Source organism: Alcaligenes sp. SDU_A2 (assembly GCF_038237375.1).
In the GTDB taxonomy this organism is placed as follows: domain Bacteria; phylum Pseudomonadota; class Gammaproteobacteria; order Burkholderiales; family Burkholderiaceae_B; genus Alcaligenes.
This window is the reverse complement of record NZ_CP151273.1, coordinates 2807447-2820221: the sequence shown is the minus strand read 5'-3', so window position 1 is coordinate 2820221 and position 12775 is coordinate 2807447. Positions and strand designations below refer to the sequence as shown.

Here is a 12775-nt window from a genome sequence, read left to right as displayed (position 1 = left end):
TGCCTGGTTCAAGATGGCGCGCCGTGGCAGGTTCAGGGCCTATTAGCTTTGCAGGCTTTTCTTGATTTTATACAACAGGTCCAGGGCGGCGCGCGGACTGAGTTCGTCCACATCCACGCGTCTGAACTGTTCCAGCAAGTCCAAGGCTTGTTCGGTCGTCGGGTCGGGTTCGGTATGGACGGCGACGGGGGCGCTGCCCGCATTGAACAGGTCCAGTTGCGCGCTGGGGTCGTTCTGGGCTTCCAGGCGGCTTAGTTCGCGGCTGGCCTGGCGAATGACGGCGCTGGGAACACCGGCGCGCTGCGCAACCTGAATCCCGTAACTGCGGCTGGCCGGTCCTTCCTGGACTTCGTGCAGAAAGACGATGCCCGAGGCCGATTCGGCTGCTGCCAGATGGACGTTGGCGGCAGTGGGCAATTCATTAGGCAGGCGGGTGATCTCGAAATAGTGCGTGGCAAACAGGGTCAGGGCCTGGTTGTGGCTGAGCAAGCGATGGGCAATGGACCAGGCCAGGGCCAGGCCATCGTAGGTCGATGTGCCGCGGCCTATCTCGTCCATCAGGACCAGGCTGTATTGGGTGGCACCGGCCAGGATGGCGGCTGCTTCGGTCATTTCCATCATGAAGGTGGAGCGGCCGCCCGCCAGATCGTCGGCGGCACCGATACGGGTGAAGATGCGGTCGATCTGGCCGATGCGGGCACTGCGCGCGGGCACAAAACTGCCGACGCGCGCCAGCAAGGCAATCAGCGCCACCTGGCGCATATAGGTGGATTTGCCGCCCATGTTAGGGCCGGTGATCAGCAGCATGCGGCGTTGCGCATGCATCTCGCAGTGGTTGGGGGTAAAGCGCTCGATGCTGTGTTCAACCACGGGGTGTCGACCAGCTTCTATCCATAATCCGGCCTGTTCACCCAGCTCGGGAGCGACCCAGTCATTGTCCAGCGCATGCAGCGCCAGCGAGGACAGGGCATCCAGTTCGGCCAGGGCCGACGAACACAGCGCCAGCGGTCCGGCGAAATCCTGCAATTTGTCCAGCAGGGCTTCAAACAGGAATTTTTCCCGGCCCAGACTGCGATCCTTGGCGGACAGTACTTTGTCTTCCCATTCCTTCAGTTCCGGCGTGATGAAACGCTCGGCGTTCTTCAGGGTCTGGCGGCGGCGGTAATCGTCGGGTACTTTGTCGGCCTGTCCACGGCTGACTTCGATAAAAAACCCATGCACCCGGTTGTATTCCACACGCAGGGTGGCAATGCCGGTGCGTTCGCGTTCGCGTGCTTCAATGCGCATCAGTACATCGCCGCTGTCGCTGGCCAGACTGCGCAATTCGTCCAGGTCGGCATCGTAGCCGTCGGCGATGACACCGCCGTCGCGCACCAGCAAAGCCGGTTCGGGGGCAATGGCGGCTTGCAGCAAGGCGGCCAGATCGGGGTCTGTGGATAGGCCGTGCAGGTGCCGGGCGAGCTCGCCCGAAGCGCCGAAATTCTGCTGCAACCCGTCGCGCAGCTCGGGCAGGCCCGCCAGAGCATCGCGCAGGCTGGCCAGTTCGCGGGGCCGCACGCTGCGCAGCGCGATGCGCGTGGCGATGCGCTCCAGATCCGGGAAGCGATTCAGGGACTGGCGCAGCGCGCCCAGCGGGTCGCGGGCGTCCAGGCTGGCGGCTTGCTGGTGTTGTACAAACAGCGCGACGATGTCCTGACGCTGTTGGGCGGCCTGGTTCAGACGCAGCGGGTGATGCAGCCAGCGGCGCAGCAGGCGGCTGCCCATCGGCGTTTGGCAGTGGTCCAGGGTAGAGAACAAGGTGGGGCTGGTCTCGCCGCTGATGGTCTCGGTAATTTCCAGATTTTTGCGGGTGACGGCATCCAGCACCACAAAGTCCGAGCCGTGCTGTACGCGCACGGCGGCGATGTGCGCCAGCGATTGCGATTGGGTGCTGCCTACGTAACGCAGCAGCGCACCGGCGGCGGCGGACGCGGCGGGCAGATCGTCCAGGCCGAAACTGGCCAGCGAATCCAGCTTGAAGTGTTCCAGCAGCGTCTGGCGCGAACCGTCTTGCGCAAAATGCCAGTCCGGCAGCGTGTGGCAGCTTGCGCCGGGCAGTTCCGGCAGGTGGCGCAGGCCTTCGGGGTACAGCAGTTCGGCCGGACTGATGCGGTTCAGCTCGGTTTCCAGCATATCGGGTTCGCACTGACAGGCCAAAAATTCGCCGCTGGCCAGATTCATCCAGGCCAGACCTACCCATTCCTGGCGCTGTACTTTCAGCAGGGTGCAGGCGGCGATCAAGCGGTCCGCCTTGGGCGGCAGCAGTGCATCGTCCGTCAAGGTGCCTGGAGTGACGACACGCACGATCTTGCGCTCGACCGGCCCTTTGCTGGTTGCCGGATCGCCCACTTGTTCGCAGATGGCCACCGACTCGCCCAGCGCCACCAAACGCGCCAGATACCCCTCCATAGCATGAAACGGCACGCCGGCCATTGGTATGGGTTCGCCGTTGGAGGCACCGCGTTTGGTCAGCGTCAGATTCAGCAGGCGTGCGCCACGCTCGGCGTCCGTATAGAACATCTCGTAGAAATCGCCCATGCGATAGAACAGCAGATGCGAGCCGGCTTGGGCTTTCAACTGCAGGTATTGGCGCATCATGGGCGTGTGGGCGGACAGGTCGGCAGTGGAGGTCATGGCGCAGTACAGGTCAGAAATCAACAACAACGCCGTCGCAAGGACGGCCAATTGACTATTGTAGCGAGGGCGCGGGGGGTGGGGCCAGGCATCAGGACGAAATTGGCCCCTTGGCGCAGGGAGTGGGTTTGGCCATTATCCAGTCAAAGAGAGTAGGCAAAATTGCCATTAAATAGTCAGTCGATTTTTTGAATGGATAAATACGCTTGTAGATAAATGCTCAACAAGGTGTTACAAAAATATTCATGGAACCTATCGCCGCCTCCGAGCTAAAAACCATTCTGCACTCCAAGCGTGCCAATATTTATTATCTGGAACATTGCCGTGTGCTGGTCAATGGCGGGCGCGTCGAATATGTCACAGATGCAGGAAAGCGGTCTTTGTACTGGAATATTCCCATTGCCAATACCACCAGCATCCTTTTGGGGACTGGGACATCGGTGACGCAGGCGGCGATGCGGGAATTGGCTAAAGCAGGTGTGCTGGTGGGGTTTTGCGGCGGCGGAGGCACGCCTTTGTTTGCGGTAAACGAGATGGATGTTGAGGTGGCCTGGCTGACACCGCAAAGCGAGTATCGCCCGACGGAATATTTACAGGCCTGGGTAAGCTTCTGGTTTGATGATCATTTGCGCTTGAAAGCAGCGTTGGCGTTACAAAAACTGCGATTGGAGTTTTTGCGCGTGCAATGGGGAAAAAGAGAGATCCGAGAAGCGGGCTTTCAGGTGGATCTGACGGGTCTAGGCACCTTGTTGGATGCAGCAGGCCGTGCGATGCAGAATTCGGAAACCGTTATGCATTTGCTGACCGAAGAAGCGCGTTTGACGAAAGCCTTATTCAAACTTGCGGTTGCTGCGGTGGGGTACGGCGACTTTACTCGCGGTAAGCGAGGTCAGGGCTTGGACCCGGCTAATCGCTTTTTAGATCATGGTAATTATTTGGCTTATGGCTTGGGGGCAACGGCGTGTTGGGTGCTGGGCTTGCCTCATGGCTTGGCGGTGTTGCATGGCAAGACGCGCCGGGGAGGTCTTGTCTTTGATGCGGCGGACCTGGTGAAAGACGCAATTATTTTGCCGCAGGCTTTTTTGTCGGCGATGCGCGGCGACGAGGAGCAGGCATTTCGCCGCCAGTGTATTGAATCGTTGACGCGCAGCGAATCCCTGGACTTCATGATAGATAGCTTGAAAGACATTGCTACGCAGACATCAAAGGGCAAGATCGCATGATGGAGCGCAGCAGATGAATATCATGCTGGTGTCGCAGTGTACAAAGCAGGCCTTGACGCAGACGCGGCGTATCCTGGATCAGTTTGCCGAGCGACGGGGCGAGCGGACCTGGCAAACATCAATTACGCAGGCGGGACTGGATACCTTGCGCAAATTGCTGCGCAAGAGCGCAAGAAAAAATACGGCGGTGGCCTGTCATTGGATACGGGCTAAAGACCATACCGAGTTGTTGTGGGTGGTGGGGAACGCGGCTCAATTCAATGCCCAGGGTGCGGTTCCGACCAATTCCACGACGCGCGATGTTCTGCGTGTCGCTGACGAAAACAATTGGCATGGCCTGTCGTTCATGGCCTTGCTGACGGCATTGGCGGCCCTGCTTCACGATTTGGGAAAGTCATCCCGGTCGTTTCAGGATCGTTTGCGCAGCCGTGCCATTCCTGAAAAAAATCGATATCGACACGAATGGGTATCGGTGCGTTTGTTTCAGGCTTTTGTCGGAACCGATGACGATCAGAGCTGGCTGGCCCGCTTGGTTCAAGCCCCTGGCTCGGGGGCTGGTGCGATGGACTTTGAACAGCAGTGGTTGGGACGGGCAGCGGCACCGTTGTTCAGGGACGGCCTGGACAAAGAGGCACGGCACAATAAACCGTTTGCTCAGGATGGCACGGGTCTGCCCCCGCTCGCACAGGCTGTCGCCTGGTTGGTTCTGACGCATCACCGTCTGCCCGCTTGCCCGGATTATCTGGCACACAATAATGTTCACCACTGCCGGCACGGACAGAAGCCGCAAGGTGGCAGCGCGATGCATTTGGACAGTTTGCTCGGTCAAGTGGATGCCGACTGGAACGAACCGTGGCCAGTTGGAGATACCGGGTTTGACGAGTCGGCGCGCATATGGCCTTACTGGCAGTTCCCTGTCGGCTTGCCGGTGCGGACGGCTCAATGGAGGAAACGGGCGGCCCGTCTAGCGCATGCCTTGCAAGCCCATGCGGCTGCCGCGCAGTCGTGTTTGTTTGATCCTTACATCATGCATTTGTCCCGCCTGTCATTGATGCTGGCAGATCATTATTACTCCGGTCTAAAAAAAGAAGATCAACGGTGTAAGGGCGAAAAGGACTTTCCCTTATATGCCAATACAGACAGGCAAACAGGGGCATTGTTGCAAACCCTGGACGAGCATTTGCTAGGGGTGGAACATCACGCGGGGCGGCTGGTACGCAGCCTGCCGGGTTTGACGGCCCAGCTTGCCCATCTAATCAGCCACCGTCAGTTGAGGCAGCGCAGTGCGCAGGCCCGGTTCCGTTGGCAGGACAAGGCCGCAGATATCGCCAGTGCGATCCGTCTGCGTTCCCAAGGTCAGGGCGTGTTCATCGTCAATATGGCTTCGACAGGTTGCGGCAAAACACTGGGGAACGCACGCATCATGAACGCCTTGGCCGAGCCTGGTCAGGGCATGCGTTGCGCATTTGCAATTGGCTTGCGCACGCTGACCTTGCAGACCGGGCGCAGCTTCCAAACGGATTTGGGGCTGGGCGAAGATCAGTTGGCTATTCAAGTGGGCGGTGCGGCCCAAAGAGAAATTTTTGACTATTACGAACAAGTGGCGGAACGCACTGGATCAGCGTCCCGACAGAGCCTGCTGGACGAGACCGGATATGTGGTCTACGAGGCGAATGCCGATCATCCGGCCTTGCAACAATTGGCGCATGATGGCGGGGCGCAAAAGCTGCTGATGGCACCGCTGCTGGTATGCACGGTGGATCACTTGACGCCCGCCACCGAAAGTTTGCGAGGCGGCAGGCAGATCGCCCCTATGTTGCGTTTATTGACCGGCGACCTGGTTCTTGACGAGCCGGATGATTTTGATCTGGCCGATCTGCCCGCTTTGACGCGGCTTGTTTATTGGGCAGGCTTATTGGGTTCGCGTGTCCTGCTTTCCTCTGCCACCTTGGCACCTGCACTGGTCCAGGGCCTGTTTCTGGCCTATTCGACGGGACGTGGCTGGTTTCAGCGCAACCGGGGGGCGCGGCCGGATGAACCGGCCCAGATAGCATGTTTGTGGGTGGATGAGTTCCATCAGGCGCATGAGCCGTGCGCACAGGGTGATGATTTTTTTCATCACCATAGCCGTTTTGTTCAGAAACGCATGCAGCAGTTAGCCAGGCAGCCTATGCGTCGTCAGGCCCAGCTTCTGCCTTTGCCGGCATCGATGGGCAAGATGGGGAAACACGAGCGTCGGGTACAACTTGCCGATACGTTCAGGACCGCCATAGGGCAACTGCACAAAGCTCATCATGGTGCGGACCCGCTCAGTGGCAAGCGAGTCAGTTTCGGTCTGGTGCGTATGGCCAATATCAATCCCTTGTTTGATGTGGCGGTCGCACTGCATCAGGCGGGAATGCCGCAAGGGGTGCAGCTTCATCTGTGCGTGTACCACTCTCAGTATCCGCTGGTGATGCGATCCGCGATAGAACATATGCTGGATCAGGTTTTGAACCGACGGCAGGAGGATGCAGTCTTTCAGTTGCCTGTCGTGCGCCAGGCATTGGATACGTCGACCGAGCAGGATCATGTGTTCGTGGTTTTGGGGTCGCCGGTGACAGAGGTGGGGCGAGACCACGATTATGACTGGGCGATTGTCGAGCCCTCGTCCATGCGGTCCATCATTCAGTTGGCTGGGCGGGTCTTGCGACACCGTGTCGAGCATACCCCTAAGTATCCCAATGTCTTGCTGTGCAATGCCAATGTGCTGCATTTCGATGCAGGCCTCGGAAAACCGGCTTTCTGTCGCCCTGGGTTTGAGTCAGAAGGGGGGTATTGCTTGGAAAGTCATTTGTTGGAACATGCGCTGAAACCCTTGTTGGACAAGCGTTTTACTTTCCCGATTGATGCCGGTCCGCGTATAGCGCCGCGTCCCATGAGGGATCGCGAACCACATAAAAACTTAGTGGATCTGGAACATGCCAGGCTTGAAGAACTCATGCTGCCGGTGTCGGCGTCCTTGACGCCGGATAAGCGACCTACGCCTGTGCGTATGAATGCCAGCAGTTTCTGGAGTGCGCCGCATGTGCATTTACTGGGATTTCTACAGCAAATGCAGCCATTTCGCGAACAGACCACCCAGCAGGTTGATCTGACCTTTTTGCCGGATGACGACGATCGGCTGCGACTGCATCGTATTGCCGAGGGCGAGCAAAAATGGAAAAAACTGTACGTGGCAATAGATGCCAGCCTGCGGCATGACACCGTCTTGCCACAGGTGCCAGGTGTTCACGCGTGGCCGATGGAGAGCCTGCAGAGCTTGATGGAACGTCAGGCCCAGGACATGGACATGCCACTGGACGCGTTCGCCCGTCGGTTCGGGCTTGTATCCGTTACTGCCAGCGACCAGGGGTGGAGGTGGCATGAGAGCTTGGGATTCAGTCGGAAGGTGTGATGCTAATCCAGGCGGCCTTCTTTGCTTGTAAACAATGGGTGTTTTCTATCGTAGGGGTTTGTCGTGACTCAAACTGTGAGTGATGGGATCAGGCTGAAAAGTTTGATCCACTCTTTTATTCAAGACCGCCTGCAGGCCAAGCTGGACAAACTGCCGCCGGATGATCCTAAACGTGGGGACTTGATTGCTCCGTACGAACCAGAGGCATGGCTGGCGGATGCGGCGCGGCGGGTAGGGCAGATCCAAGCGGTAACGCATGCCCTGAAGCCGATTCATCCGGATGCGCGTGGCACCAGTCTTTATGTGGCACCAAATCAACTGCCAACTCTGGGTCAGGTGGGCAGCCATGTGCTGACGACTGGTTTTGCGAGTGATGTCGTTGGCAATGCGGCGGCGCTGGATGTGTATAAGTTTTTGCGGCTGGAGTTGGACGGACGCAGCATCTTGGAACGTCTGCAATGCAATGAGCCGGCTGTGCTGGACGCCTTCAGCAAGGATGCAGATCAGGCCAGGCAATGGGCCGATGCTTTTCTGGGGCTGGTGCAAGACACTGGGCAAGCGGCGGCTAGCCATGTTTTGGCGAAACAACTGTATTGGCTGACCGGATCGGATAGCAGTGATAACGGTCAGTATCATTTGTTGGCGCCTTTGTTTCCTACGTCGTTGGTGCATGCCGTGCACGGTGTGCTGCAGGAGGATCGCTTTGGTGACCGCGCCAAGCAGGCCCGTCAGGCACGGCGCGATCAAAAGCTCCATGATGACGCCGTACGTGTCTATCCCGACTTGGCAGTGCGCAAATTGGGGGGAACCAAGCCTCAAAACATCTCTCAGCTCAATAGCGAACGCGGTGGCGTCAATTATTTGTTGAGTTCTCTCCCCCCGAACTGGACTTCACGCGCCGTTCCGCAACCGTGGGGGCTGAACTCTGTGTTTGACACCTTACTGATGCGGCGTCGCGAAGTGCGCCATCTGACTGGAAATCTGCTGCGTTTCTTGTTGAGCAAGCCGGCTTCCAATATGGAGACGCGAGAGCGTGTGGATCGCTACATTAGCAGCCTGATAGACGAAGTAGTGTCGTTGGCTGGTGAACTGCGCACGGCCTGGCCAGCAGGTTGGAGTGCCGACAGTCGTTGCGACATGGCCCGCGAAGAGCAATTGTGGCTGGACATAGGACGTGTGGATGAGGATGACGTTTTTTGCTCCGAATCGGACCGGCAGTTCCGTTTGGAGTGGCAGCAGATGCAGTGGCCGGAGCAAATAGGGCACCGTTTTGGCAACTGGCTGAATGCCCGTTTACATGGGCATCTGCCGGTGGGTGAGGTAGAGCACCGACAATGGAAAAAAGAATTATTGGCCTATGAGTCGAGTTGGATGGCGCAACTGCAGGATTTGGGTGTTCAGGTCCATACTTCGACCAGCAAGGAGGCGGTATGAGTTCGTCGCTTGAGGGTGTGCTGCTTATTCCGCATGTGCGGGTTCAGAACGCAAATACGATTTCTAGCCCGATGACACATGGCTTTCCAGCCATGACGGCATTTCTGGGGTTTATGTGGGCCTTGAATCGCAAACTGGCCCAAGAAGGCATACCGCTGAGCTTGAATAAAGTCGGCGTTGTGTGTCATTGGCATCAAGAGCTGGCGCAGGGCAGTTACGTCAAGACCTTTAATTTAACGCGTAACCCTGTTGATAAAAAAGGCGATACCGCTGCGATTGTCGAAGAAGGGCGTATTCATCTGGATCTGACGCTGGTGTTCGAGGTTCAGAGCATGGGTGAAGGCAGCCGTTTAGCGGATCTTGATGCTGTGCGTTTGCAGGAACTGGCTCAGCGGGTTACCGACCACGTGCAGACTCTGCGCATTGGTGGGGGAAGCGTGCTGGAGTCGGCACGAAATCGTGTGTCCAGACAGCGTCCCTCCTTGTATTGCTGGCCGCAGGATCTCCAAGAGCAGCAGAACCTTTTCCGTGATATCCGACGACGTTGTCTGCCAGGCTTTGCCTTGGTCAGCCGGGATGATTTGTTGCAAGAACATTGGGCTGAATTAAAGGGCGATGATCCCAATGCATCCTTGCTCGATGCTTGGCTGGATCTGTCGCGGTTCAACTACCGAAGCCGAGAAACGGAGGAAGGTCAGATACGCTGGGAGCATGACAGGTCGGGATGGATCGTGCCTATCCCCGTTGGGTATGGGGCCTTGGGAGCATTGCAAGCGGGTGGCACCGTATTGAATGCGCGCGACAGCGCGACCCCATTTCGTTTTGTGGAAAGTGTGTATTCCATAGGCCAGTGGATAGGTCCGCATCGCTTAGAGAGTCCAAGCGATTTATTGTGGTATGCCGATTTCCACGAGCCCTCTGGCGCGTATTTGTGCCGTAACGATTATTGTGCTCCCCGGCAGGAGCCGCAGTCCGAGTTGTCCGCGTTGGATGAGTCCGTGTTTGATTGGCCGCTTTGACGGCTTGTCTTTCAAGTTTGATCTCGAATTTTTAAGGAATAGTCATCATGTCGTTGAAAACTGCATCTGTCCTGGCCTTTGAGCGAAAAATCGATCCTTCCGATGCCTTGTTTTATGCCGGAAACTGGGCCGACCAGGATAAGGAAGCTGTATGGACTGCTGTCCCCCTGCGCCTTAAATCGGTGCGAGGCACGATTTCCAATCGTCTGAAAACCAAGGATCAAGACCCGGCCAAACTGGACGCCGCAATCGAAAACCCTAACTTGCAGACGGTGGATGTGGCTACTTTGCCTCCGTCCAGCGACACATTAAAAGTTAGTTTTACAGTGCGGGTGCTGGCCGGTGCCGGTAAACCGTCGGCATGCAATAACGCCGATTACGAACTGAAGCTGCAACAGGTCATTCAGTCCTATACGCAAGAACATGGATTCGATGAATTGGCACGCCGTTATGCGTATAACCTGGCGAATGGCCGGTTTCTATGGCGCAACCGGATTGGTGCGGAGCAGGTAAATGTCGTGGTGGACGTCTTGGAGCACGGAAGCGTCAGCCAGCGTTGGACATTTGATGCGCTGGAATTGAGCTTGCGCGCCTTCGAGGGGCAGGCCCAGCAGGCAGATTGTGATGCCTTGGCACAAGTCATTGCACAAGGGCTGGCTGGTCAACGGCACACTTTGCTGCGCGTCACCGCTTATGTGCGTATCGGTGCGGGGCAGGAGGTTTTTCCGTCCCAGGAACTGATTCTGGATCGTGGCAAGGGCGATAAAAGCAAGACGCTGTATCACGTCGATAGCGTGGCCGCTATGCACTCGCAGAAATTGGGCAATGCGATTCGTACCATCGATGACTGGTATCCAGATGCTGCTGGGCTGGGCCCCATCGCTGTCGAGCCCTATGGCTCTGTTACGACCCAAGGGAAAGCGTATCGTCAGCCCAAGGCGAAACTGGATTTCTATACCTTACTGGATAACTGGCTGCTGAAGGATCAGGTGCCGGATATCGAACAGCAGCATTTCGTGATGGCGGTGCTGATCCGAGGTGGTGTATTTGGTGATGCTGGGAATTAAAGGCATGACTAGCCACTACATCGAAATTCGTATTCTGCCCGACCCGGAATTCAGTGCTACCTATTTGCTAGGTGCTTTGTATTCCAAACTGCACCGCGCATTGGTTCAATTGCAGGAGCAAGGGTTGGGGGTCAGTTTTCCGGAGTATGCGCTTAAACCTAAGGGTTTGGGAACCCGTATGCGTATTCATGGGTCGATGCCTGCGCTGCAGCGGTTGGAGCAGACGCAGTGGCTGCGGGGCATGCGGGACCATATCGAACCGGTTTCTATACAGGCTGTCCCGTCAAGCGCAACGTATCGGACGGTCTTTCGGCGTCAATTCAAAACCAATGTAGATCGTTTGCGTCGTAGACGCATGAAACGCCACGCCGAAACCGCAGAGCAAGCAAGTGCTGCGATTCCGGCGGACGCACAACAGCAGCCAAATCTGCCATTTATTCACCTGCGCAGCAGTAGTACTGCACAACCATTTTGTTTGTTTTTGGCGATGGGGCCGGAGCAGCCTGAAGCGAATACAGGTGTGTTCAATGCTTATGGACTGAGCAACCAAGCCACCGTTCCCTGGTTTTGACCCTAATTTTTTTAGTTGATAGGTTTTTTATATAAATCAATGGCTTGTGTTTCTTTGGAAAAAAAGGGTTTTTGGTGCCTATTTCTATTAAATATTTGATTTATAAGTTTTTTTGATTTTTTTTCTTCTAGTTTGCTGCCGCATAGGCAGCTTAGAAACACGCCGATGACGCGCGGCCAATACAACGAATGTTTGCTGCCGCATAGGCAGCTTAGAAATCGTACTCGATAGGCTCGTACTCATCGCCAGGGTTTGCTGCCGCATAGGCAGCTTAGAAATGCTGGAGAATAACTCGTTGCTGTGGGCGGGTGTTTGCTGCCGCATAGGCAGCTTAGAAATACGCCGCCCGCCATCGCGGCAACGGCCACCGGTTTGCTGCCGCATAGGCAGCTTAGAAAAGCGTGCGCGACCAGGGTGTCCCGGCATGACCGTTTGCTGCCGCATAGGCAGCTTAGAAAAGTCTGCCGAACGGATCGCCCGTGGACACTGGGTTTGCTGCCGCATAGGCAGCTTAGAAATGGACTGAAAAAACTGTCACGGGGCTACCGTTGTTTGCTGCCGCATAGGCAGCTTAGAAAAGATCGTCTAGCCGCTTTTCTGCGCGTTCTACGTTTGCTGCCGCATAGGCAGCTTAGAAAACAGAGTGGGACTCTGGCATTGATTACCTAGCGTTTGCTGCCGCATAGGCAGCTTAGAAACATCGGCGTATTTTCCAATTGGCTCCCAATACGTTTGCTGCCGCATAGGCAGCTTAGAAAAGGGGCCGACCGTGCCGTTTTTATCGATCAGAGTTTGCTGCCGCATAGGCAGCTTAGAAAATCATCGGCTCCGGTTCGCGGCCATGAAAGGAGTTTGCTGCCGCATAGGCAGCTTAGAAAATTTGCGTTGCTGCCCGACTGCATCACGGCTCGTTTGCTGCCGCATAGGCAGCTTAGAAATTATTCAAAAACGGACGATTTATTCAGACAATGTTTGCTGCCGCATAGGCAGCTTAGAAAGTCCAGCTCTCCCAGGCGCGCTCCCAGGGCCGGTTTGCTGCCGCATAGGCAGCTTAGAAACCGCCGTTGCATCGACCGCAACCCCGCCCGCCGTTTGCTGCCGCATAGGCAGCTTAGAAACCTGCCGGGGCGGTTTAAACCTGCATGGAGTTGTTTGCTGCCGCATAGGCAGCTTAGAAATGGTAGTAAGCCACTGCCAAAACGGAAAGGGCGTTTGCTGCCGCATAGGCAGCTTAGAAACAGCAAGTGAACCAGTGCGGGCAACGGCAATAGTTTGCTGCCGCATAGGCAGCTTAGAAAAGCCACAAACGAAGAATCAAGCTGCGCAAGTTGTTTGCTGCCGCATAGGCAGCT

At 56.6% G+C, this 12775-nt stretch carries 7 protein-coding genes and 1 CRISPR repeat array (1 of these 8 only partly in view); of the genes, 6 read left to right on the top strand and 1 reads right to left on the bottom strand.

Annotation, left to right across the window (positions count from 1 at the left end; translation table 11 throughout):
• Positions 1-42 precede the first annotated feature (42 nt).
• On the bottom strand, positions 43-2673 hold the full coding sequence (gene mutS, locus AADW57_RS12960; RefSeq protein WP_341667310.1) for a DNA mismatch repair protein MutS: 2631 nt from the start codon (positions 2671-2673) through the stop codon (positions 43-45).
• A 245-nt stretch (positions 2674-2918) separates the two neighbouring features.
• On the opposite strand from mutS, the gene cas1f reads away from it, so the two are divergent.
• From cas1f to cas6f, 6 genes are all read left to right on the top strand, one after another.
• Positions 2919-3896 (top strand): type I-F CRISPR-associated endonuclease Cas1f, encoded by a 978-nt coding sequence (cas1f, locus tag AADW57_RS12955; RefSeq protein WP_341667309.1) that lies wholly within the window; start codon positions 2919-2921, stop codon positions 3894-3896.
• A gap of 13 nt (positions 3897-3909) precedes the next feature.
• Positions 3910-7332 carry a type I-F CRISPR-associated helicase Cas3f gene (gene cas3f, locus AADW57_RS12950; RefSeq protein ID WP_341667307.1) on the top strand — a complete coding sequence of 1141 codons (3423 nt, stop codon included), beginning with the start codon at positions 3910-3912 and terminating at the stop codon, positions 7330-7332.
• Positions 7333-7434: 102 nt separating this feature from the next.
• A complete protein-coding gene (gene csy1, locus AADW57_RS12945; protein WP_341667306.1) occupies positions 7435-8766 on the top strand; it encodes a type I-F CRISPR-associated protein Csy1 in 1332 nt (443 codons plus the stop codon).
• Complete coding sequence (csy2, locus tag AADW57_RS12940) at positions 8763-9785, top strand: type I-F CRISPR-associated protein Csy2 (protein ID WP_341667305.1); 1023 nt, start codon at positions 8763-8765, stop codon at positions 9783-9785. The genes csy1 and csy2 overlap by 4 nt, the downstream gene beginning before the upstream one ends.
• Before the next feature lie 47 nt (positions 9786-9832).
• Positions 9833-10852, top strand: coding sequence for a type I-F CRISPR-associated protein Csy3 (csy3, locus tag AADW57_RS12935; protein WP_341667304.1), 1020 nt, complete (start codon positions 9833-9835; stop codon positions 10850-10852).
• A 4-nt stretch (positions 10853-10856) separates the two neighbouring features.
• The gene (cas6f, locus tag AADW57_RS12930) at positions 10857-11423 is read left to right on the top strand and encodes a type I-F CRISPR-associated endoribonuclease Cas6/Csy4 (protein ID WP_341667303.1); all 567 of its coding nucleotides are present in this window, start codon (positions 10857-10859) and stop codon (positions 11421-11423) included.
• A 130-nt stretch (positions 11424-11553) separates the two neighbouring features.
• Positions 11554-12775: direct repeats of the CRISPR family, unit length 28 nt; unit sequence GTTTGCTGCCGCATAGGCAGCTTAGAAA; it runs 846 nt beyond the window's last position.